The 22685-nt window shown below is 43.5% G+C and carries 20 protein-coding genes; 6 read left to right on the forward strand and 14 right to left on the reverse strand.

Features of this window, described 5'->3' with window-relative positions; genetic code table 11:
• Window positions 1-2: 2 nt before the first annotated feature.
• The 3 genes from L6494_RS20660 to clpS all read right to left on the reverse strand — a co-directional run bounded on the left by L6494_RS20660 (window position 3) and on the right by clpS (window position 2693).
• On the reverse strand, window positions 3-827 hold the full coding sequence (locus tag L6494_RS20660; RefSeq protein WP_237989646.1) for a CPBP family intramembrane glutamic endopeptidase: 825 nt from the start codon (window positions 825-827) through the stop codon (window positions 3-5).
• Window positions 828-912: 85 nt separating this feature from the next.
• Window positions 913-2100, reverse strand: coding sequence for an RNA-guided endonuclease InsQ/TnpB family protein (locus L6494_RS20665; protein ID WP_237989647.1), 1188 nt, complete (start codon window positions 2098-2100; stop codon window positions 913-915).
• A 311-nt stretch (window positions 2101-2411) separates the two neighbouring features.
• Complete coding sequence (gene clpS / locus L6494_RS20670; protein WP_237989648.1) at window positions 2412-2693, reverse strand: ATP-dependent Clp protease adapter ClpS; 282 nt, start codon at window positions 2691-2693, stop codon at window positions 2412-2414.
• A 227-nt stretch (window positions 2694-2920) separates the two neighbouring features.
• Here clpS and L6494_RS20675 point away from each other — a divergent pair, with 227 nt between their 5' ends.
• A complete protein-coding gene (locus L6494_RS20675) occupies window positions 2921-3283 on the forward strand; it encodes a hypothetical protein (RefSeq protein WP_237989649.1) in 363 nt (120 codons plus the stop codon).
• Between the two features lie 272 nt (window positions 3284-3555).
• Here L6494_RS20675 and L6494_RS20680 read toward each other — a convergent pair whose 3' ends face one another.
• On the reverse strand, window positions 3556-3756 hold the full coding sequence (locus tag L6494_RS20680) for a hypothetical protein (RefSeq protein WP_190701988.1): 201 nt from the start codon (window positions 3754-3756) through the stop codon (window positions 3556-3558).
• A gap of 481 nt (window positions 3757-4237) precedes the next feature.
• Between L6494_RS20680 and L6494_RS20685 the strand changes: the two genes are divergently transcribed.
• From L6494_RS20685 to L6494_RS20700, 4 genes are all read left to right on the forward strand, one after another.
• The gene (locus tag L6494_RS20685) at window positions 4238-4546 is read left to right on the forward strand and encodes an STAS domain-containing protein (RefSeq protein ID WP_237989650.1); all 309 of its coding nucleotides are present in this window, start codon (window positions 4238-4240) and stop codon (window positions 4544-4546) included.
• A 160-nt stretch (window positions 4547-4706) separates the two neighbouring features.
• The gene (locus L6494_RS20690; RefSeq protein WP_237989651.1) at window positions 4707-7592 is read left to right on the forward strand and encodes a TIGR03960 family B12-binding radical SAM protein; all 2886 of its coding nucleotides are present in this window, start codon (window positions 4707-4709) and stop codon (window positions 7590-7592) included.
• Between the two features lie 554 nt (window positions 7593-8146).
• Complete coding sequence (locus L6494_RS20695) at window positions 8147-10285, forward strand: Rne/Rng family ribonuclease (protein ID WP_237989652.1); 2139 nt, start codon at window positions 8147-8149, stop codon at window positions 10283-10285.
• Window positions 10286-10360: 75 nt separating this feature from the next.
• Window positions 10361-11044 (forward strand): ribonuclease HII, encoded by a 684-nt coding sequence (locus L6494_RS20700; protein ID WP_237996184.1) that lies wholly within the window; start codon window positions 10361-10363, stop codon window positions 11042-11044.
• 89 nt (window positions 11045-11133) lie between these two features.
• Here the strand turns inward: L6494_RS20700 and L6494_RS20705 are convergent, their stop codons facing one another.
• Window positions 11134-11721 (reverse strand): DUF1997 domain-containing protein, encoded by a 588-nt coding sequence (locus tag L6494_RS20705; RefSeq protein ID WP_237989653.1) that lies wholly within the window; start codon window positions 11719-11721, stop codon window positions 11134-11136.
• Window positions 11722-11975: 254 nt separating this feature from the next.
• Here L6494_RS20705 and pheA point away from each other — a divergent pair, with 254 nt between their 5' ends.
• Complete coding sequence (gene pheA, locus L6494_RS20710; RefSeq protein ID WP_237989654.1) at window positions 11976-12854, forward strand: prephenate dehydratase; 879 nt, start codon at window positions 11976-11978, stop codon at window positions 12852-12854.
• A gap of 65 nt (window positions 12855-12919) precedes the next feature.
• Here the strand turns inward: pheA and L6494_RS20715 are convergent, their stop codons facing one another.
• The 9 genes from L6494_RS20715 to L6494_RS20755 all read right to left on the reverse strand — a co-directional run bounded on the left by L6494_RS20715 (window position 12920) and on the right by L6494_RS20755 (window position 22506).
• Window positions 12920-13570, reverse strand: a complete 651-nt coding sequence (locus tag L6494_RS20715; protein WP_237989655.1) for an LON peptidase substrate-binding domain-containing protein — start codon at window positions 13568-13570, stop codon at window positions 12920-12922.
• 209 nt (window positions 13571-13779) lie between these two features.
• On the reverse strand, window positions 13780-14097 hold the full coding sequence (gene rpsJ, locus L6494_RS20720; RefSeq protein ID WP_015113498.1) for a 30S ribosomal protein S10: 318 nt from the start codon (window positions 14095-14097) through the stop codon (window positions 13780-13782).
• Window positions 14098-14201: 104 nt separating this feature from the next.
• Complete coding sequence (gene tuf, locus L6494_RS20725) at window positions 14202-15431, reverse strand: elongation factor Tu (protein ID WP_237989656.1); 1230 nt, start codon at window positions 15429-15431, stop codon at window positions 14202-14204.
• A 22-nt stretch (window positions 15432-15453) separates the two neighbouring features.
• Complete coding sequence (fusA, locus tag L6494_RS20730) at window positions 15454-17532, reverse strand: elongation factor G (RefSeq protein WP_237989657.1); 2079 nt, start codon at window positions 17530-17532, stop codon at window positions 15454-15456.
• A gap of 139 nt (window positions 17533-17671) precedes the next feature.
• On the reverse strand, window positions 17672-18142 hold the full coding sequence (gene rpsG / locus L6494_RS20735) for a 30S ribosomal protein S7 (protein ID WP_237989658.1): 471 nt from the start codon (window positions 18140-18142) through the stop codon (window positions 17672-17674).
• A 404-nt stretch (window positions 18143-18546) separates the two neighbouring features.
• Complete coding sequence (gene rpsL, locus L6494_RS20740) at window positions 18547-18930, reverse strand: 30S ribosomal protein S12 (protein WP_237989659.1); 384 nt, start codon at window positions 18928-18930, stop codon at window positions 18547-18549.
• A 109-nt stretch (window positions 18931-19039) separates the two neighbouring features.
• On the reverse strand, window positions 19040-19378 hold the full coding sequence (locus tag L6494_RS20745; RefSeq protein WP_237989660.1) for a HesB/IscA family protein: 339 nt from the start codon (window positions 19376-19378) through the stop codon (window positions 19040-19042).
• Between the two features lie 325 nt (window positions 19379-19703).
• Window positions 19704-20123 (reverse strand): cupin domain-containing protein, encoded by a 420-nt coding sequence (locus L6494_RS20750; RefSeq protein ID WP_237996186.1) that lies wholly within the window; start codon window positions 20121-20123, stop codon window positions 19704-19706.
• A gap of 400 nt (window positions 20124-20523) precedes the next feature.
• A complete protein-coding gene (locus tag L6494_RS20755) occupies window positions 20524-22506 on the reverse strand; it encodes a phosphodiester glycosidase family protein (RefSeq protein ID WP_237989661.1) in 1983 nt (660 codons plus the stop codon).
• Window positions 22507-22685 lie beyond the last annotated feature (179 nt).

The raw sequence follows: 22685 nt of genomic DNA on the forward strand, positions 1-22685 counted from the left end.
AATTAACCTTTAACACTCCGCCTCCGCATCCACAACGCCAATATACCCATAAAAACAACCCCCATTAATCCTTGTAAGGGATTATTATTTACCCCAGTTATCCAGTCAGGAACTCGACCAGAGTATTCAATTAATCCCCCGACATTAATAATGTAGTAGCCCCAAACCAAACCACCATGTAAACCTATTGGTAAGCCCAATCTTCCCCGCCGCCAACGCTTACCCCATACCTGCGTTAACCCCAACAATACTAAAGCCGGAAACTGTGGTAATGTGTGAATAATTGCTGTAAGTGGCTTAATAAAGTGTAAAGCAGCAAAGACTAGTGCATCTATCCACAATGCGACAGGCTGACTGTAATCTCTTTCCAATTCGTCTAACAACCAGCCACGAAATAACAATTCTTCTGCAAAACCTACACCTAAACCAACAATAAAGCCTTCTAAAATTACTTTCAGGAGAAAAATCTTTGGTTGTTGCCACACTAGCCAACCCAAAAAACCTTGTATCCCAAATAAAATAAAAATATTAATGATTCCTAAGACTAAGCCACACAGAAGTTCTACACCATTGCGCCGCGTAAATTCCAAGCCATATAGCCTTAGTATTCGGGGTTGTTGGTAGACTTTTTGACCCCATAACCTCAGCAGAAAAATAAACTCTACATATAGTATTACCATTGTCAATATACTTACTAAATTAGAATCATCCACTAGTAAATATATTGGTGCAGCCAGGGGTAGCCACAGCAATAATAATGCCAAAATAAAACAACCCAGCCGGATAGGGGCAGGGCGTTGTGCTAAATTCAGGATTTTGGTTTTCATTTTAGGTACGCCAAAAGTCAGTAATCAAGATTTTGACATCCTCCCACCGCTAACCCTTGCGAGTGTAGCGGGGGATTCCTAAAACTCACGACTTAGGTTTCTGTTTCTTTCCATTACTGGATTTTTGCAACTGCCCTTTAGACTCATGCCTATCAGGTCTTATGTTCGCTCCACAGACTGTAACGGTGTGTCCCACCGCCAAAATATTTTTAGCCGCGTTGATATCTCTGTCATGGTGCGCCCCGCAGTTGGGACAGTCCCACTCTCTGATATTCAACGGCAATTTTTCAACAACGTGACCACAGTTCCCACAGCGTTTAGAACTGGGAAACCATCGGTCAATTTTCACTACTGTTCGACCATACCAAAGAGCTTTATATTCCAGTTGCCTCACCAACTCCGACCATGCAGCGTCACTAATAGCACGGGCGAGTTTGGGATTTCTGACCATGTTATTGACTGCCAAATCCTCAACTACTATCGTTTGGTTTTCACGAATCAGTCGAGTTGTCAGTTTGTGCAAGTGGTCTTTCCTAGAATCAGAAATTTTAGCTTGAAGACGAGCTACTTTGAGTCTTGCTTTATCTCGGTTGCGAGAGGCTTTTTGTTTACGACTCAAAGACTTCTGCGCCTTTCTCAGCTTTTGATAGTGCTTGTCAAACGCTTTGGGGTTAGCAATCTTTTCACCTGTACTCAGGGTTACAAGACTGCTCACTCCAACATCCAGTCCCACAGCAGTGTCAACGGGTTGCAAAGTTTCGTCAGTCAGATCGTTAATTCTCAAGCTGACAAACCAGCGTCCCGAAGGTTCAAGTTTAACTGTGATGGTACTAGGTTCACACACCTTGGGCAGTTGCCTAGACCATTTGATTGGCAATGGCTCAGAACACTTTGCCAAGTAGACCTGCCCGTCTTTCCACCGGAAAGCAGACTTGGTAAACTCTGCACTGCCACCACTGCGTTTCTTTTTGAAATTGGGGTATCTTGCCCTACCAGCAAAGAAATTAGTGAAAGCCGTTTGCAGATGTCTCAAGCCTTGTTGCAGTGGTACACAGCTAACCTCATTCAAAAACTGGAGGTCTTCAAGTTTTTTCCACTGCGTCAGCATAGCAGAAGACTGAACGTAATCAACCTTCTGTTGTCTCTCATACCAAGCTTCTGTTCGGGAAGCCAAAGCCTTGTTAAAAACCAACCGCACACAGCCAATTGTCCGGCGCAATATTTGTTCTTGCTCGGCAGTTGGATACAAACGGTAACGGTAGGCTTTTTCCATACCTCACATTTTACCATTAAATCTGTGAAATACCTACACCTCGCTATGCACCAAAGTTTAATTACTCGCTCATCGCTCAAAGAGTCACCTGTTGTTGCTCTGCAACAATTCGACTCAGGGGTGAAGCTCCTCACTTCCATTCCTCTCACCGCCAAACTTGCGTTGTGACGGGAGTCTCCTGGGGGTGTTAGATGACTAATGACAGACTATTTATTCATTCATAGTTCGCAATTGTAACTCTTAATTACGAATTACGTAAAGCCTGCGGCATAGCTGCGCTTAGAGCGTAGCGGGGCGCAGCACATTACAAATTATTCATCTGGTTCTATTGTGCTGCTGAGACCATGACTCTTGAGAGTTTCACAATAAAACTCTGCGTGTTCTTGAGCGCAGGTAATAACTAAAGCCAGCCCATTTGTATGGGCTTCCATCATGATACTAACAGCCTGGGGCTGACTAAGGCTTGGCACTGTAGTTAGTAGTGTTTGTACTACATGCTCCATAGAGTTGTAGTCGTCATTATGGAGCAAAACTCGATACCGAGGCGCAAGCTTGCGGGTTGTGGAAGGCTTCTCAATGGTTTCGACTGACACAGCTTTTGCTCTTTGATTTTCCAGTTACTACAACAGAGGTTCTGTACTTGCGATCGCTTAACAGTTATTCACTTATTTTATCGCATTTTCACCATAACTTCATGTCAGAAAAAAAATTTGCTGCTTTTAAGTTGGGATACTGGCAAGATAGCTTTACAGCAACGCCTCCTCCCACTCTTAAAATAAAGGTAGAGGAAACCCAGTGCGACTGCCCTACCTAGGTAATTATGGACATGAGTCTCGACTTTCAACCAGGACAAATTCTGTCTTTAGAGCATGGCGACAGGAATCTGTATGCAGAACTGATTCAAGTTGTGGTTTCCCGTCAGCTATGCTGGGTGCGCCCGTTGCTGCTAGTCACTCATACCCCAGAAATGCCTATAATTACTGACCTCCGGGATGGTTCTGACTTGTTGTGGCCTGGTGAGTTGTTTCGACCAGCCCTAGATACAGAAGTTATTACTTTTTTAAGTCAACTTTTGGCGAAAGAACCAAAATCTGAACTAGACAAATTAGCTAAACAGCAACTTCATCAGTTTATCCACCAACTCTGGCAAGCTTATCAAGAGGGAGTAATGAGTAATGAGTAATGAGTAATGAGTTGTGAGCCCAGTCGTTCTCTACGAGAGACTGCGCTAACGCGTAGCGTCCCGTTGCTATAGCCTTCGTAGAGAAGGGAAGGGTCAAAAAAAAGTCAAAAGTTTTGTATATCAAGGCTCTTGCTCTTTTTCGCAGTTATTTACGCCGTACTGAACTAAGTAATAAATAAATAGTAAACATCACTCAAAAGCACTAGCAGTCTTTACTAGATTATTGTCACAATTAAATTTTTCTAGAGAAAAATCCCAAATCCACTAATTTATTAAAATCCGAGACTGGAAACTAGCTGAATGCGCCCAGCATCCATCTCTGCCATCAATAATTCTAGGGCTTCGTAGTCAACATCAGAGATGTAGCCCTGTTCAGTCAGTTCCGAGTTTATTTCATTTTCGATCTCTGGAGTTAATTTTTTAATATCAAGAGCTTTTTCAACTAACTGACGAATTATGTATTTAGTTCTCATAGGTCATGAACCCACTGTACGGTGATACTAAATTATCCAAGATGAAGTTCAGTATAAAATGTGATGCAAATACTACTATTATAGTGATTTATGTCACAGTTAAACTAAGTAGATAGTTCGTGATTAAACTTAACGATTTCCATAAATAGAATGAGCTATCACTGCATCTCAAGCATTGCATTAAAATTGCTCAAGCTGTTGTATTTCATAGACTGATCAGACTTTTCAGCATAATTGTGGATGACGGTTTGGCTGTCTTCTGCTTTGTGGCTATCTATGTTGATTTTTTTTTGAACTCACAGGAAAAAAAGTATACAAGAATACATTTAACCCCAAAATTATGACAATCTTTAAATAGGCCAGGAAAAAAAATAAAGATTTAGCAAAGAGATTTAAGACATCTGGTCGATGTGGCAGCAAAAAGTTTATGTTCAAATAAATTCAAGCTTCATGGTTCAATAACTCTACTTAGGATGTCAATATGCAAGCACTACTAAAAAGTCCGAAAATGGCAGTTATTCGTCCTCACGGTTGCCTGAACGCAACCAATGCCTTGGAATTTGAACGCGAATTATCCACAACTTTGGTTCAAGATGATGTTTCTAGCTTGTTAGTAGACTTAGCAGCAGTAGAATCTTTTGATAGTTCTGGATTAATGTCCCTAGTATCTGCACTAAAATTAGCTCAGAGTCTAGACAAGGGTTTCCAACTTGATTCTTTATCCCCAGCCATCAGGATGATTTTGGAGTTAACCCAACTTGACGAGATTTTTGACCTATCTGAAGGATAATTTTTAGCAAAAGTAGCAACTGAACCTAACAGGCGCAATACTTTCGAGCAAGTGAATGTAAAAGAGTTGTAACTTGCCACCAGAAAAACTACTCAAAGAGCTAATCAATGCTAATGTTGGAGGGGAGTAGCTGTAATTGAAGTAGCTCAAAGTTGGCACAGTGGCTATTGCATTTGAAAAATTAATCACATCTGATATCTTAAAACCAGCCCGTTACTTAGGTAACGAACGGCTGGCAATACACAAGCCTTGGGATAAGGCAGTCATACGGTGGGTATTAACTTATCCAGAAGTATACGAAGTTGGATCATCGAATTTAGGGCATATCATTCTTTATAATATCTTGAATGCCCAACCTCGGCAGTTATGCGATCGCGCTTACTTACCAGGTACAGACCTAGCAGGCAAACTCAGAACAACAAACACCCCCTTGTTTGCTGTCGAGTCGAAGCGAGAACTACAAGAATTCGATATTTTAGGTTTTAGTCTCAGTTATGAACTAGGAGCAACCAACATTCTAGAAATGTTGGACTTGGCAGGAATTCCCCTCACATGGCAAGAAAGATCACAGGGGAATTATCCTCTGATATTCGCCGGGGGACAGACAGCAACATCAAATCCTGAACCCTACGCCGACTTTTTTGACTTTTTCGCCTTGGGAGATGGTGAAGAACTCTTACCAGAAGTCGGCTTGGTATTGGAAGAAGGCAAACAAGCTGGGTTAAGCCGGGAAAATCTGCTACTAGACTTGGCACAAATCCCAGGCGTGTATGTACCTCAGTTTTATGCCCCGGCAAAAGATGGTTCGGTAAAGCCTCTACGCCCAGATGTTCCTCAACGGATTCTGCGGCGAGTCGCTACCCCCATTCCCGCCTATTCCATTGGACTAGTTCCCTACGTAGAAACAGTACACGATCGCTTGACCATTGAAATTCGCCGTGGTTGCACCCGTGGCTGTCGGTTTTGTCAACCAGGGATGCTTACCAGGCCAGCCAGGGATGTAGAACCAGAGCAAGTGGTTGAAGCCATTGAAAAGGGCATGAGAGCCACTGGTTATAATGAATTTTCCCTCTTATCTTTGAGTTGTTCTGATTATTTGTCCCTACCAGCTGTAGGGATGGAAATTAAAAATCGGTTAAGAAATGAAAATATTTCCCTGACACTCCCCAGTCAACGCGTAGATAGATTTGATGAAAACATCGCTAATATCCTCGGTGGTACACGCCAAGGTGGGCTGACCTTCGCCCCCGAAGCCGGAACGCAAAGGATGCGGGATATCGTCAATAAGGGTTTAACCAACGAGGAATTATTACGAGGTGTCAAAACTGCCTGGGAACAAGGCTGGGATAAAATCAAGTTGTATTTCATGATCGGCTTACCCGGTGAGACGGATACCGATGTTTTAGGCATTGAGGAAACAGTTAGCTGGTTGCAAAGGGAATGTCGAGGTAAAGGCAGAAGACCACTCAACTTCAACCTAACAATTTCTAATTTCACTCCTAAACCCCATACACCATTTCAGTGGCACTCAGTTTCCACTGGAGAATTCCGGCGTAAACAAGACCTGTTGCGGCAAGCATTCCGGCGCAGCCGGGGAGTAAAAGTCAATTTTACCGATGTCCGTATTTCCGCAATGGAAGATTTTATTGGGCGGGGCGATCGCAGTTTGGGTAAAGTAGTCCGCCGAGCCTGGGAATTGGGTGCAGGCATGGATTCTTGGTATGACAACCTCAGTAAAGCTTTTGCCGCTTGGGAAGATGCAATCAGAGAAGCTGATTTAGATTGGAAATACCGCCTAGTCGAAAACGGTGAATGGAATTTGTTTGCTGCACAGCAGGAGAGTAGGGTAGCAGGGGAAGCAGGGGAAGCAGGGGGAGCAGGGGAAGCAGGGGAGCAGGGAGAATTACTTATTTTTTCCCATTCAGCACTCAGCACTCAGCACTCAGCACTCAGCACTCAGCACGGGCTAAACGCCCCGCTACCGCTAACAGCACTCACCACTCACCACTCAGCACTCACCACTCACTACTCAGAACTCACTACTCAGAACTCAGCACTCAGCACTCAGAACTCAGCACTCAGCACTCAGCACTCAGCACTCAGCACTCCCCTCCCCTGGGATCATATAGATACCGGCATTGACAAAAAATGGCTGATCGAGGACTTACAACGCGCTCTAGAGGCGGCGGTTGTTCCAGACTGTTCTTTTGAAAGCTGTTCTCACTGTGGGGTATGTGGTACAGATTTTGGTCATAATATTGTCATTGAGCCACCGGCTATCCCCGAATTTGCTGGTGATTTTGTCCCTAACATCACTAAAACCCAACGATTACGCGTTTGGTTTGGTAAACAAGGAGATATGGCGTTACTCAGTCACTTAGATATGATGCGCTTGTTTGACCGAGTAGTGCGACGGGCAAGTTTACCAGTGGCTTATACCAACGGCTTCCATCCCAGTCCCAAAATTGCTGTAGCCAGTGCCTTAGCTTTAGGAGCTACTAGTAGTGGTGAGATTGTCGATTTTGAGTTAACTGAGTCTGTAGAGGTGGACGTATTTCATCAAAAACTGGCTCAAGAATTGCCTCCAGATATCCCTATATATCGTGTCGAACAGGTAGACTTAAAAGCTCCAGCCGCTAATAAATTGTTGGAACAGGTAGAGTATCTGATTACCATAGCCGCCTCCAGCGAAGTCACACCAGCACAATGGCAAACTTGGATAGAAGCAATTAACATTCGAGACGAAATTTTATGGGAGCAAACCACCAAATCAGGCAAGACTCAGATCATAAATCTGCGCTCACGGTTGTTTGAGTTGGAATTAATATCAGCCAACAACAACGAAACGGAATCAACAGCTGTTCTGCGTTATGTGGGTAGCTGTCGCCAAGATGGGTTGTTGTTGCGTCCCGAACAAGTTCTGTCTATGCTAGAAATAGTAGCTGGTGAAGTTGCGGACACAGAGAACCTAGGCATCCTGAAAACAGACTGCACAAAATTTCATCTCTGGCAAATCCACCGCAATCAGCTAATTTTAGCAGTATAATCTCTACAGGGCATCTGGCTAGTAGTTGCCCTGAATAGCACATCATAGGAATTGATTTTTAGCAAGGTTGCGTTAGAATGAGAAGAAGAGAACTTTTCTGGCGCTGCATTGAACGAACTAGTTCACTACTACCCTGGTAATCAGGGAGCAAGAGCAAGATATTAGAGTGAAGCTTCTGGGGTTTTATCCCCGACAAACTAAGGCGGATTAAAGAACACTCTCTCTGTAGCTACCTTGTGAACTAGTAATGAACAGCAGGCTAAGTCAGCTTCTCTACCTATGCTTTTTAAAACAACTGCTGAATACCTAATCTCTAGAGGGTGAGGGTATCGCATAAAAAATCAACCACGGATGGTTGATTTATTTGCTTAAACAGTATGCAGCCGTTCTGGAATAATCAGGCGTGTGAACGCAATTCCTTAGCCAATAGCTCTTTAATTTTGAAGCTCGGCTTCACAATTTTTATTACTAACAGCGTCTTTGGAGGCTGGCAGGGGCGAGAGGCATAACAAACCTCCAAGTCCGTTGGCGCTGCCGATTTTTGAGGAAATTGAATGCCAAAACAAATTATTATCGCAGAGCAGCATCAGATTGCTGCCGTTTTTTCGGAAGATCAAATACAAGAGCTGGTTGTAGCCACAGGGCATCATCAAATCGGTGATATCTACTTAGGCGTAGTAGAAAACGTATTACCAGGAATTGACGCGGCTTTTGTCAATATCGGTGATCCAGAACGTAACGGTTTTATTCATGTAACTGATTTAGGCCCACTGAAGCTAAAGCGCACAGCAGCTGCAATTACAGAACTTTTAGCACCACAGCAAAAAGTTTTGGTGCAGGTGATGAAAGAGCCAACGGGTACAAAGGGTCCAAGGCTCACAGGTAATATCACTTTACCTGGACGGTATGTGGTATTGATGCCCTATGGTAGAGGCGTCAATCTATCACGGCGGATTAAAAGTGAAACTGAGCGTAACCGCTTACGTGCGCTAGCAATTTTAATTAAACCCGCAGGTATGGGTTTGTTGGTGCGTACAGAAGCAGAAGGAAAGCCAGAAGAAGCAATTATCGAAGATTTGGAAGTGCTGCAAAAGCAGTGGGAAGCAATTCAGCAAGAAGCTCAATCTACCCGTGCGCCAGCACTACTAAATAGAGACGATGATTTTATCCAGCGCGTATTGCGGGATATGTACGGTGGGGATGTCAACCGGATCGTAGTAGATTCCAGCACTGGGTTAAAGCGAGTCAAGCAGTATTTGCAAAACTGGAGTGGAGGTCAAACACCGCAGGGATTATTGATTGACCACCATCGCGATCGCTCTCCGATTTTAGAGTATTTCCGCATTAATGCCGCCATTCGCGAAGCCCTGAAACCAAGAGTAGACCTGCCTTCTGGTGGCTATATCATTATTGAGCCAACAGAAGCATTAACTGTAATAGATGTTAACTCTGGTTCTTTCACGCGATCGGCAACAGCCAGAGAAACCGTTTTGTGGACAAACTGCGAAGCAGCCACAGAAATTGCCCGTCAATTACGGTTAAGAAATATTGCTGGGGTAATCGTCGTTGACTTCATTGATATGGAATCACGGCGCGACCAATTGCAAGTTTTAGAACACTTTAACAAAGCCCTCAGAGCAGACAAAGCTCGTCCCCAGATTGCTCAACTCACCGAACTAGGTTTAGTAGAACTGACCCGTAAACGTCAAGGTCAAAATATTTACGAATTGTTTGGTGAAACTTGCTCCGCCTGTGGTGGTTTAGGGCATACAGTCAGGCTACCTGGAGAAAATGAAAGCCGCTTACCTATCCCAGTAGAATTACCAGATAGGTTTGTATCTCTGCCTCAAAGAGAATCCCAAAGAGAACCGCAAAGAGAACCGCGTTTACCCGTCACTCGTGTGACAGATATGCGGGAAACCTACGACGGATTTGGTGAAGGATTCGAGGGAGATTCTGACTCTGGAGCTTTAAATTTAATTAATCATCCCAGCTATCAAGAACTCAACGATCAAAACAAGCGTCGTACCCGCACTCGTCGTAGTCGGATTGGTATCAATGGAGCAAATGGCAAAGATGAAAGCCGCATCATTGCTAACAATCCTATAGGCTATATCAATGAATCAGACTTAGACCTAGATAACGACGTAGAAATCAGTACAACACCAGAAATTCCTTTACCTAATTTGGGTAAATCTGGTTGGGTGGAAAGGGCAGAGCGCACCAAAATCACGAAAGCAGAACCGATTAAACCCGTGGTAGAACCCCCGGAAATTCGGACTGTGGAAATGACACAACCAGAACAGGATATGTTCGCTTTGATGGGAATTTCTCCTCTAATTAAATTAGAACAGGAAGTAAAAAGTTCTAAATCTGTAATTATTAATATTGTTCAGCCAGGACAAGTATCGACAGCACCACCTGAAGAGACTTCTAGATCAACTGTTGCTGAAACAACAAATACAGAATTTAGCCCACCAAAACTGAAGTTAGAACCCAAATCATTCTCGATGCCAGTAACTGAGCCAACAGTAACGGCAGTCAGCACTGAAACTGAAGATAGAGCTAGCACTGAAGATAGAGTTAGCTTGGAAGATAGAGCTAGCATGGAAGATAGTGAAGCAAGCACTACTCCTAACCGTCGTCGTCGCCGTCGTTCTTCTGCCCTCGATTCCGACAGTGAAGATAGTTAACGTGTCTGTATGTTAGAGACGGAGCAAAGTGCTAATGTACCGCGATCGCCTCCGGTGGGCGGAACGCCATCGCCTATGGTGGGGCGTAGCCCATCTCTAGGAGAGGCTACGCCAACGTCCCCACCTTTAAAGGAAACTAATTGGCTAGAGTTTTCCTCGACATTTGCAAATATTCCGGGGTTGATAGCAGGAGTAGATGAAGTTGGGCGGGGCTGTTTGTTCGGCCCTGTCGTTGCAGCAGCCGTTATACTACCAGCCTCTGCTTTGCCAGAACTGACAGCAGCTGAAATTAAAGATAGTAAAAAACTATCTAGTATTCGCAGAATTAAACTGGCGCAACAAATTTATAGCCTAGCAACAGACTGGAAAATTGGTTATGCTTCCACGGCTGAAATTGACCAAATGAATATTTTGCAAGCAACTCTATTGGCTATGAGGCGGGCTGTACACAAGCTAAAAGTACAGCCTGTTCTCTGCTTGATAGATGGGAATCAGTTAGTTAAAGACTTACCTATGCCACAACAAACCATCATCAAGGGAGATGAGCGATCGCTCGCCATTGCTGCTGCTAGTATTGTGGCTAAAGTTTGGCGTGACGATTTAATCATGCGTTTAGCAACCAAATATCCCTTGTATGATTTAGCGAATAACAAGGGTTATGGCAGTAAAAAGCATTTGTTAGCACTGCAAAAATACGGGTCTTCCCAGCTACACCGCAAGTCTTTTCGTCCTTGTCAAATTAGGGGTATGGGGGTATAGGGGTATAGGGGTATGGGGGTATGGGGGTATAGGGGTATAGGTGTTCACAAAATTTAAACTCTTGCACCCTCACACCCTGACAAAAAAAATCACTCTAAATTGAGAAAGGGTAAATTAGCACCATCATTATTTAAACTTTGATTGTGAGTTTGTGATATTACCCATTGGCGATAATCTGCTAACAGTTGATGGGTTAATCGCTGCTTCACTGTTAACAAGACACTCTTGAGTAAACCATTCCCTGTTGTTTCTAAAATTGGTTTGGGAGTGAACGAAAATGGGGGTGGTAAATCCACCTGCACTTCTAAATCTGCTTGACCGTTCAGACGAGTGTCGCCGTTGTGTTGGTATGGAGACAAGTAACCGCGTAAATTTAGAGAGAAACGCTGATTAATATACTCGAAACCTAGAATTTCGCAGCCTAGCGATCGCAGATAAATTGTCCCATTTGACTCTGCCCAGACTCTCATGTCTACAGTAGGTTGAATACTCAGGGACATGAAAGTCAAAGGACGCATTTTGAGGCGGAAGACTTCATCAGAAAGTTGCTGAATGCGCCTTTGATCAACCAAAGCATTAACTAGACGTTGCGGCTGACGCAAGTAGTGCTGAATAGGAATAGTTTGCTGTGGAACAGCAATTTCTACCGATTGGGAGGCAGTAAACCTGGTAGCCATGAGTTAAGAACAGTAATTGTTTAATAACTTTATTATTGATTAATTTACGTTAATTAAGTAAAAGATTATTAAGAAAATTTCATTCAGGAGCAAAGATATATTTTTTTAGAGTTAACCCTAGATATTTCCATGCTTTGCTCGGTAATATCTAATTTCGGAAGAGTATAAATTATGATTTTATTGATGGGAAGTTTTGAGACTTATTTTGCCTAGGTACTATCTCTAAATTAAAAAATAACTGAGGAATCAACGCTGTGACTATATCGATCGCTCATTTAGGTCCTCCAGGTACTTACGCAGAACAAGCAACTATTTTTTATGTTAAATGGCTAACCCAAAATACAGGTATTGAAACTATCTTATGTCCCTATCCTAGTATTGCTCAGTCGTTAAAAGCTGTTGCTCAAGGGCAAACTGATTTGGCTGTTGTCCCGGTAGAAAATTCTATTGAGGGTAGCGTCACGATGACGATGGATACATTATGGCAGTTAGACAGTTTGCGAATTCAATCAGCTTTAGTTATGCCTATTGCCCATGCGTTGATTTCCTGTGCTACTAGTTTAGATGGGATTCAAACTGTTTATTCTCATCCCCAAGCATTAGCACAGTGTCAAAATTGGTTGGGAGAATTTCTTCACAATGTCAAGTTGATTCCCAGCAATTCTACTACTGAGGCACTAGAAGCTTTAGAGCAGGATATCACCACCGCCGCGATCGCTTCTACTAGAGCGGCACAAATTTATAACTTACCGATATTGGCTAATCAGATTAACGATTATCCAGAAAACTGTACACGCTTTTGGGTAATCAGTCAGGCTGCAACAGAGATTACGCACCAGTTACCCTTACAGACTCCCACTCATACATCTGTTGCTTTTAGTGTACCTGCTAATGTCCCTGGAGCATTAGTTAAAGCACTACACATATTTGCTCAATTAGATATTAACCTGAGTCGCATCGAATCTCGTCCGACAAAGCGATCGCTAGGAGAGTATTTATTTTTTATTGATTCAGAAGCTGCTGTCAACACACCACATATGCAATCAGCTTTAGCAGAACTCAATACCTACACAGAAGTTCTGAAAATATTTGGTAGTTACAATGTTCTGCCAGTTATTATGCAGGAGTCATGACTAGTAAAAGGCGGAAGTCAAAAGTCAAGCTGAATTGTTACCAATCTGTGCTATTAGCTGATGGCTTACAACTTGGGATTAAATGTATCTTTTAGCACAGAACGCGCTGCTAAGTGATTACGAGTAGTAGTCAAAATCTCTGCTTCTCGTTCTAAGCGAAGCGCAGTATCTTGCATTTCTAGTAATGATTGTTGCTCCGCCGCCACACCGTAAAGATTACTAGCCACCCAATAAGATAGCTCCGTGGGCAAATCAGGTAACTCTTCCGGGAGTTCGATATTTTGTTCTGTTAACTTAGCTGAAAGTCGAACCACATCACGCAGTAGTTGTTCAACTTCCGCCGCCAAAGGACGTAAATCTTTGCTTGGTGGATGATCTTCTAGCCATTCTACTAAGCCAACGCGATAAGGTTTTTCTCGAACGTATTCTAAAACACGAAACCTTTGCTGTCCCAGGGTCAGCATTTTCATGCGGTCATCTGGTAGACGCTGGTAGTGAATAACTTCTGCACAGCAACCAACATTAGCGATTTGGCCTGTAACTGGGTCAACCATCACTACACCAAACCTGCGATCGCTTGACAAAATCGTGTTCATCATGATTCGGTAGCGAAACTCAAAGATGTGCAGGGGTAATGGTCGAGTGGGAAACAGAACTACTTCGGGTAACGGGAACAGAGGTAGTTCACGAACTGCAATTCTAGAAGAAGATGTCATTGTCACCTGAGTATAAATTTAGCTGGCTGCAATTGGTGTCTGACCCTACAACCCCAAGCACTTCTAGGTGTAGGAGTTAGTCAAATTCTATCATCTGTTTTATGGTTAATAAAAAGCCCTGAAATAAATTTCTTCAGGGCTTTGTAAATATTCATACAATAGTGAATAAATTTTTCACTGTTGACTAATGAACCTTGAGTTTTAACTAATTACAGTTTTACTTCAATGTCTACACCTGATGGTAAGTCCAGTTTCATCAGAGCATCAATGGTTTTAGATGAGGGTTGGTAGATATCGATAATTCGGCGATGGGTGCGAGTTTCAAAGTGTTCGCGGGAATCTTTATCTACGTGGGGCGATCGCAACACGCAGTAGATTTTACGTTTTGTTGGTAAAGGGATAGGGCCTATAGCTGTAGCGTTAGTCCGGTTAGCTGTGTCTACAATCTTCTCGCAAGATGTATCTAATAATCGACGGTCAAAAGCTTTTAAACGAATTCTAATCTTTTGCTGCTGTAGAGTTGCCATCTTTAATTTTCCAGGTTCTGATTAATTTGGGGATTGGGGAATTCAGATAAAAGAGCAGAGAGGATTTTCTCATCTCTGCTCTTAGTTATTAGGGTAAAAGGGTACTATTTAACAATTTTGGAGACAACACCAGCACCGATGGTGCGACCACCTTCACGAATCGCAAAGCGCATACCTTGCTCAATTGCAATAGCGTTGATCAATTCTACTGTCATTTTGATGCGATCGCCTGGCATCACCATTTCCGCTTCGCTACCATCATCGGCGGTGAAAGCGGTGATTGTACCGGTTACATCAGTAGTCCGCACGTAGAACTGAGGACGGTAGCCAGAGAAGAAGGGTGTTTTCCGTCCACCTTCTTTTTCGGTGAGTACGTATACTTCACCTTCAAATTGGGTATGAGGAGTAATAGAACCGGGTTTAGCAATTACCATCCCCCGTTCAATATCAGCTTTTTGGATACCACGTAGTAGTACACCAGCGTTATCACCAGCCATACCTTCATCGAGGCTCTTCTTGAACATCTCGATCCCGGTGACGGTGGTGTTACGGGTGTCTCTAATACCTACTAATTCAACGTTATCGCCGACTTTAACCTTACCGCGTTCAATCCGACCAGTAGCGACAGTACCACGACCTGTGATCGAGAATACGTCTTCTACCGCCATCAAGAAAGGCTTGTCGATATCACGCTCAGGCGTGGGAATGTAGGAATCTACTGCGTCCATTAATTCGTAGATTTTATCTACCCACTTGTCTTCACCCCGTTTAGTTTTGGGGCTGGAGGTCATTTTTTCCAACGCTTGGAGTCCAGAACCTTTAATTACTGGAATATCATCGCCGGGGAAGTCGTAGCTAGAAAGCAATTCCCGAACTTCTAATTCCACCAATTCTAGTAGTTCATCGTCGTCTACCATGTCTTCTTTATTCAAAAAGACAACTAAGTGGGGAACACCTACCTGCTTGGCTAGCAGGATGTGTTCACGAGTTTGGGGCATGGGGCCATCAGCCGCAGAAACCACCAGGATACCGCCATCCATTTGTGCTGCACCAGTGATCATGTTCTTCACATAGTCAGCGTGGCCGGGACAGTCTACGTGAGCATAGTGGCGGTTTTCCGTTTCATACTCTACGTGGGCTGTATTAATTGTGATACCCCGTGCCTTTTCTTCTGGGGCGTTGTCGATTTGGTCATAGCCCTTAGCTTCAGCCTGACCAAGAGCAGATAAGGTCATGGTGATAGCTGCTGTTAACGTTGTTTTACCGTGGTCAACGTGTCCAACAGTACCGATATTGACGTGGGCTTTTTTCCTTTCAAACTTTGCGCGTGCCATGAATGCTCGTTTCCTTTTTTAATTAAGCGTTCCCTTTGCTTTTTGCGATGATAGTTTCAGCCACGCTGCGAGGCACTTCCTCATAGTGGCTAAACTCCATAGAGAAGATACCCCGCCCTTGGGTTTTCGACCGGATATCTGTAGCGTAGCCAAACATAGTCGCCAGTGGTACTTTTGATGCCACTTTAGCGAGTCCCTGTTCAGTGCTTTGGCTTTCAATCTGCCCCCGGCGGGAGATGAGGTCGCCAATGACGTTCCCGATATAGTCTTCAGGAACTTCCACCTCGACTTTCATCATAGGTTCTAACAGAACTGGTGAAGCTTTAAGCACAGCTTCTTTCAGTGCCATTGAACCGGCAATTTTGAAAGCCATTTCCGAAGAGTCCACATCGTGGTAAGAGCCATGAACTAGCGTTGCTTTCACGTCAATTAGTGGATATCCAGCTAAAATACCAGATTCACAGCTTTCTTTCATACCTTGCTCGGCGGGGCCTATGTACTCTTTAGGTACTACGCCGCCGACAATTTTAGAGACGAACTCAAAGCCTGTACCGGGTTCTCCTGGTTCTAAATTGATGACAACGTGACCGTATTGACCTTTACCACCACTTTGACGGATGAACTTACCTTCCACGTTGGTGACAGTTTTACGAATCGTTTCGCGGTAGGCTACTTGTGGCGCACCAACGTTCGCTTCCACTTTGAATTCACGTAACATCCGGTCTACGAGAATTTCTAGGTGGAGTTCTCCCATCCCGGCAATTACAGTTTGGTTGGTTTCTGGGTCAACGTTGACGCGGAAGGTTGGGTCTTCTTCGGAAAGAGATTGCAGAGCTTTGGATAATTTATCCATGTCGTTCTTGGTTTTGGGTTCAACCGCTACCGAGATCACAGGCTCTGGAATAAATAGGGATTCTAGAATTACTGGCGAGCCTTCTTCAGTAATAGTATCGCCTGTTAATGTGTCTTTTAATCCCAGCGCAGCCCCCAAGTCACCCGCTCTTAGTTCATCTACATCTTGACGGTCATCTGCCTTCATCAGAACTAAACGGGAAATCCGTTCTTTTTTGTTCTTAGTAGCATTTAAGACGTAGCTACCTTTTTTCAGCACGCCAGAATAAACACGAACAAAGGTGAGGCGACCGTAGGGGTCAGCCATAATCTTGAATGCCAGAGCCGCTAGGGGTTCGTTATCATCGGCATGACGCTCTACAGTGTCGCCATTGAGGAGTGTGCCTTGAATGGGGGGTACTTCTGTTGGTGCTGGTAGGTAATCTACAACTGCATCCAACATTAGCTGCACGCCTTTGTTTTTAAAGGCAGAACCGCAAAGTACAGGTACGATTGTGCCAGCGATTGTACCTTTCCGCAGGGCAGCCCGGATTTCCTCTTGTGTCAGTGCTTCGCCATCGAAGTACTTAGTCATCAGAGCGTCATCTGTTTCTGATACTGCTTCCACCAGCTTGGTGTAGTACTCTTCGACTTGCTCTTCTAAATCCGCCGGGATATCTGTTTCTTCAATATCTGTACCTTGGTCGTTGTTGTAAATGTATGCACGCTTACTCACCAAGTCTACAATGCCCTTGAAGTCGTTTTCGCTACCAATTGGCAACTGAATGGCAATGGCATTTGCCCGCAGGCGATCGCGCATTTGCTCGTGAACTCTATAGAAGTTCGCTCCTGTGCGATCCATCTTGTTGATGAAGGCAATCCGAGGCACTTTGTAACGGTCTGCTTGCCGCCATACTGTCTCTGATTGGGGTTGTACACCACCCACAGAGCAAAAAACCGCAATTACACCATCCAAAACCCGCATTGAACGTTCAACTTCAATTGTGAAGTCTACGTGACCTGGAGTATCGATAATGTTAATTTGATAATCTTTCCAACTGGTACTTATCGCCGCAGCAGTTATGGTAATTCCCCGCTCCCGCTCTTGATCCATCCAGTCGGTTACAGCAGTTCCTTCGTGAACCTCACCAATTTTATGAATTATTCCAGAGTAAAATAATATTCTCTCTGTCGTCGTGGTTTTGCCCGCATCTATATGCGCCGCAATACCAATATTGCGTACTTTCTCTAGCGGGTTAGTACGTGCCACAATAGCCTCCTATAGTTTTTGCCTCATGATATCTTGTATATTACTCTTTGTTAAGATTCTATACTTTTAGAGAAAACCGTCTTTTTTTTGTAAGGACGCGATATACCGCTTCTGAAGGCAAGATATACCGCTATTTCACTTAGTAACGATAGTGGGCAAAAGCTTTGTTTGCTTCCGCCATCCGGTGTGTTTCTTCCCGTTTGCGAATAGCATTCCCGCTTTCATTGGCTGCATCTAGTAATTCATTAGCTAATCTGCTAGCCATTGTCCGTCCGGGTCTAGACCGAGAAAATTGTACTAACCAGCGCAATGCTAGGGTAGTACCCCGTTCTGTACGCACTTCCATTGGTACTTGATAGGTTGCTCCACCTACTCGGCGAGCTTTAACTTCTACTAGAGGTGTTGCATTCCGCACAGCTCTTTCAAATACTTCTAGTGCATTAGCTCCTGTACGTTCCTCTACAGTTTTTAAGGCTTCATACACAATGCGGGCAGCAAGTGATTTTTTGCCATGACGCATTATCCGTCGGATGATCATACTTACAAGCCGACTGTTGTATACAGAGTCAGGCGGAACTGGCCGCCTTTGAATAACACCACGACGAGACATACTTTACCCTTAATTCGGATTTGGCAACGAAATTATATGCTATCAGACAGAGGCTTTTCTGAGCTTTGGTAGCTACAGATGCGACTCCGCAAAGCCTGGCTTTACGGTTGCAATGACCCTAATTTTATAGACTTGTATCCTAAAAAATTGGGACAACAAAGCGACAACATCTTCTAAATCTGGGTTTGTAATACAAACGCTACTGTCGCTTACAGCGTTTTTAATGTTAACTACACTTGCTCGCTGAGTGTAGATTTGGGGGAGAAGCTGGAGTAATTTCTGGAAACAGAGGCTTAATAAATAATTATTTCTGTTTCAGAACAAGCGAATAATCAGTTGTTATGCAATCTGGACGCTTTTGATTCAAGGGACTAATCGCAATGGATTACGATTAATCACTTGTTTTATTTTTTCGCTTCTTTTGGTCGCTTAGTTCCATATTTGGAACGACCTTGCTTGCGATCTTTCACTCCGGCTGTGTCCAAAGTGCCGCGAATGATGTGGTATCTCACACCAGGTAGATCCTTAACCCGACCACCACGAAGCATTACAACTGAGTGTTCTTGTAAATTGTGACCGATTCCGGGAATATAAGCTGTTACTTCAAACCCAGAGGTTAGTCTTACTCTTGCTACTTTCCGTAGAGCCGAGTTAGGTTTTTTAGGTGTGGTCGTGTATACTCTAGTACAAACACCCCGACGTTGAGGGCATTGTTTGAGAGCAGGAGACTTGGTTTTCTGACGCGCTTTTTCGCGTTCACTACGTATTAATTGCTGTATTGTTGGCATGAGTTACAGCGCGTGAAGCTGCTTGCTAGTCTAAGTTTTAACAAATCCTGATTATAGCTTTTTTTCTGTTTTTATGTCAAACTTTTCATATTATTTTTAATTTTTTTTGTTAAAACACAGATGGTGTAGTGGTGGAAAAGGAGTTACCACAGCCACAGGTAGCAACGGATTGAGGATTATGGAAGCGAAAACCACCCCCCATTAGATCCTCTGAATAGTCTATGACTAGACCATCAACGTAGTTACAACTTTCAGCATCTATGACCACTTGAAAACTGTCAATGTCAAAAAGGCGATCGCCTACTCCCATTTGTTTATCAAAAGACAGATCGTAAAACCAACCAGAACAGCCACCTGGTTTAACGGATAACCTAAAATGTGTGTTTGGTTGCTGTTTTGCCTGTAAGCGACTGATTTCACTGACTGCGGCTGGGCTTAAATGAATCATGAAACTAATAGAGGCAATTGAAAACACTATACCTAATTATTACAGATGACTGACCTGCAATCTTCAATAGTTCAAAAAGAAAATAGGAGTGCTGAGTGCTGAGTAATGAGTAATGAGTAATGAGTAATGAGTGGTGATTCAGCATCGGGGTAAAATCTACATTGTCCCCAGTCCCCAGGAGTTATTTAATTAATTTTGAATTTTGAATTTTGAATTAATTTGTCCCTACCGACAAATAGGTAGGGACTGAATATTGCAGGGTTGAATTTAGACGGGTTGCAAAATCATGCTGTTAACTTAAAGCCATAACAGCAATATGTAGCGATTAATTTGCAGTACGGGCATAATCATCTTGGTAGCGAATAATATCATCTTCGCCTAAGTATTCACCATTTTGGACTTCAATCAGCACCAAAGGAATGACTCCAGGATTTTCGAGACGGTGAGCTGTACACTGAGGTACGTATGTTGACTGATTATTACCAAGTAATATTTCTTGATCACCGCAAACTACCCTAGCAGTACCAGAAACAACAATCCAGTGTTCACTGCGGTGATGGTGCATTTGAAGGCTGAGGCGGTGTCCTGGCTTAACTTCAATTCGCTTAATTTTGTAGCCACGCCCTTCTTCTAAAACGGTGAAAGCACCCCAAGGACGTAGTTCAGTTGCAGCAATACTCCGGTTTGCGATCGCAGTAGGCAAGGACAAAGTGTTAGTCTTGGTATTTTCTTGATGTTGAACCATAGTTACCTCATTTGAAGACATATACAAACCGTCGTTACTTTTAAATAATTGATGGAAAACTCTTGGGCAATTTTACAACCGTAAAAATCGGCAATTTAGTTTCACCTTGCTAAACATACCAAAGTGAAACTGCTGTGGGTCAATAATCTCTACTCAAACTATATTCTCTACACCAATTCTTCATTAAGCATGATGGTTGCTTATTCTCAGCTTTAAATAGGGACTGGGGACAAATCAATTCAAAATTCAAAATTCAAAATTCAAAATTAATTAAATAACTCCTGGGGACTGGGAACTGGGGAAAGAAAAATCCAATGCCCCATACCCCATACCCCCATACCCCCATACCCCCATACCCCTATACCCCCATACCCCCATACCCCTATACCCCCATACCCCATTACCGAGACTGGAGAAAAATGCCGATTCCGTTGTGTACACGGGCAGCTGTATTAGGATAACGGTCGAGTAGTTGTCCTCCTAGGTAAAGACTTGTGGAACTTCCACCATCTAAGTTGAGGGCATTTACACAGCCTAATAGCTTCATTAATTGGGCGTGTTCTGCTAAAGTCGGGCCAGCACCATCGGCACGGTTATGTACAGCCGCAATTACTAGATTATTATTTGCAGTTGTGCAGATCGCACTACGACTAGCTTTTTGATTGATGAAGGCATTACTGAACTGTTCGCTTTTGGCATCAAGGACGATTTGCCCATTTTGTAACAACAGTGGCCCTGCTCCCATGATGTTGGGGTAACGGTTAAACTCAGGGGCAGTAGTAGCACTTGTAATCTGCACATTAGTACCAATGGGTAACTGTGCTGCTAGTGCGGTAGCAGTGCCACGTAACACTAGTAAGTAGCTACCTGGGGGAATGGGAAAGTTGGTTTGACCAGCTTTAGCCCCTGTAAACTGATTGCTAATTTTGTTGTTTTGGACGATGAAAACCCTTTCATTGTCTGTTAACGATGTGTAAGTCTGACCCCAAGCGGAAGTGTAACGGGCAATACCATTCTGTACATAGCCACTGTTGAGAAATAAAATTGGCGATCGCAAATTACTAGATGTAATTAAAGTTTCTTGTAAGGTGAGACGACCAAAGTAAAATTGTCCAGCATCATTCCAAGCGATCGCACCTCGGTTGAGAATGGGACTAGATAACCACTGACCGTCCCGCCGAATTGCACCTAGAGGTAATCTATTATTGCGGTTGAAATAACCAGCGTTAATTGCTGCTACAGCTAGGTTTGTTTGGGCTTTTTGAATTAAGGGGGCTGTACCAATTAGGGTATTAGGTGCTGCCCAAATTGGTTTGATTGCTAACCCCACACTCCGGGGATTAACTTCTAACCAAACTATGGGAAACCTGCCTTGACCTAACGTTACAAACTGCTGTCGCCAGCGTAATCCATTTGCCCAGTTAATATCTCGTGGTTTGAGGGAATCGGGGCGTAGATCAATGACTAGGCGATCGGGGTTATTGATAGTGGTAATTTGAGGAGATAAATCCAAGGGAACACTGAGAGTAATAATGGTTTGATTATTTACAACCTCTACTTTTTGAATTAATGCCTCAGACTTTGGCGTTGGTGGTGATTGTTTGAGCAGATTTGGTACTGATACGGATAAGGGAGTGTAGCGTTGAATTAAACTGGCATCTGCGATCGCATCTAAGGTAATTGTCCACTCCCTGTTAACTGGTGCAGAACTATTAGGCGTGGGCGCATTGGGGTCATCCAGGAGAGTTTTAATTGGTAGTCCTTGTTTGACTTGCCAGGGAGTGGAACGGTCTAAGTCCAAAACAATGCGAGATGTTTGTAGCGCGGTAACATTAGTAACGCCTGCTGGACGTAGACTTTGACGAATATTTTTTACTTGCGCTTTGGGTGTGGCAATTACTAGAGTGTTTCCTTGTGCTTGGATCTGCCATCCTGCTGTTTGAGAAAGATTTGTCACATCCAGATAGCGATATCCTCTCTGTAGATGGGTGGCTAGAACTAATGGACTGGTAGTTGAGGAAAACCACTCTATGGGCTGTCTTGCAGGGTTATTACTACTTAATAAGTCTACGCCTATGAGTTGGCTCAAAGCCGCATCACTAATATATGTTTTAACTGGATTTGTTCCTTCCCGTCTTTGCAACCAAGCACCTGATAAGTTACGACCATTCAGGGAAATTTGGCTACCAGCAGGTATTTTTCGATCTGTTGGAGGTAGGGGAGACTGTGAAGTTAATTGTGGGGACTTCTGAGCGTTGGTGATATTGGTAGCAGATAAACATAGTGCGATCGCCATAATTGGCGATAAAGTCGCCTGAAGTCGTCGGTATTTCAACTTTTTGGCAATAACATGATGATTGTGTTGTCGGCAATAATTTGGCATTTTTACCTTAAGTTATAGGTATTGTTGAAAATTATCACCCAACTTACAGATTAACTAATTGTCTGGAAACCTTAAAAAATAATGATTCATCTTTTGCCCAAACGTGATAGCCTATATTTTGGCTAGTCATCTCTTATAGATTACACTTAGCAATTTTGCCCCTAAAACCACTGTAACCA

Origin of the sequence: Nostoc sp. UHCC 0870 (assembly GCF_022063185.1) — a bacterium.
GTDB lineage: Bacteria > Cyanobacteriota > Cyanobacteriia > Cyanobacteriales > Nostocaceae > Trichormus.

What these genes read in the sequence shown, in the direction of transcription:
- L6494_RS20660 (WP_237989646.1), bottom strand. Translation starts at nt 827, where the DNA reads ATGAAAACCAAAATCCTGAATTTAGCACAACGCCCTGCCCCTATCCGG.
- L6494_RS20665 (WP_237989647.1), bottom strand. Translation starts at nt 2,100, where the DNA reads ATGGAAAAAGCCTACCGTTACCGTTTGTATCCAACTGCCGAGCAAGAA.
- L6494_RS20675 (WP_237989649.1), top strand. Translation starts at nt 2,921, where the DNA reads ATGGACATGAGTCTCGACTTTCAACCAGGACAAATTCTGTCTTTAGAG.
- L6494_RS20680 (WP_190701988.1), bottom strand. Translation starts at nt 3,756, where the DNA reads ATGAGAACTAAATACATAATTCGTCAGTTAGTTGAAAAAGCTCTTGAT.
- L6494_RS20685 (WP_237989650.1), top strand. Translation starts at nt 4,238, where the DNA reads ATGCAAGCACTACTAAAAAGTCCGAAAATGGCAGTTATTCGTCCTCAC.
- L6494_RS20695 (WP_237989652.1), top strand. Translation starts at nt 8,147, where the DNA reads ATGCCAAAACAAATTATTATCGCAGAGCAGCATCAGATTGCTGCCGTT.
- L6494_RS20700 (WP_237996184.1), top strand. Translation starts at nt 10,361, where the DNA reads ATGGTGGGGCGTAGCCCATCTCTAGGAGAGGCTACGCCAACGTCCCCA.
- L6494_RS20705 (WP_237989653.1), bottom strand. Translation starts at nt 11,721, where the DNA reads ATGGCTACCAGGTTTACTGCCTCCCAATCGGTAGAAATTGCTGTTCCA.
- L6494_RS20715 (WP_237989655.1), bottom strand. Translation starts at nt 13,570, where the DNA reads ATGACATCTTCTTCTAGAATTGCAGTTCGTGAACTACCTCTGTTCCCG.
- rpsJ (WP_015113498.1), bottom strand. Translation starts at nt 14,097, where the DNA reads ATGGCAACTCTACAGCAGCAAAAGATTAGAATTCGTTTAAAAGCTTTT.
- tuf (WP_237989656.1), bottom strand. Translation starts at nt 15,431, where the DNA reads ATGGCACGCGCAAAGTTTGAAAGGAAAAAAGCCCACGTCAATATCGGT.
- rpsG (WP_237989658.1), bottom strand. Translation starts at nt 18,142, where the DNA reads ATGTCTCGTCGTGGTGTTATTCAAAGGCGGCCAGTTCCGCCTGACTCT.
- rpsL (WP_237989659.1), bottom strand. Translation starts at nt 18,930, where the DNA reads ATGCCAACAATACAGCAATTAATACGTAGTGAACGCGAAAAAGCGCGT.
- L6494_RS20745 (WP_237989660.1), bottom strand. Translation starts at nt 19,378, where the DNA reads ATGATTCATTTAAGCCCAGCCGCAGTCAGTGAAATCAGTCGCTTACAG.
- L6494_RS20750 (WP_237996186.1), bottom strand. Translation starts at nt 20,123, where the DNA reads ATGGTTCAACATCAAGAAAATACCAAGACTAACACTTTGTCCTTGCCT.
- L6494_RS20755 (WP_237989661.1), bottom strand. Translation starts at nt 22,506, where the DNA reads ATGCCAAATTATTGCCGACAACACAATCATCATGTTATTGCCAAAAAG.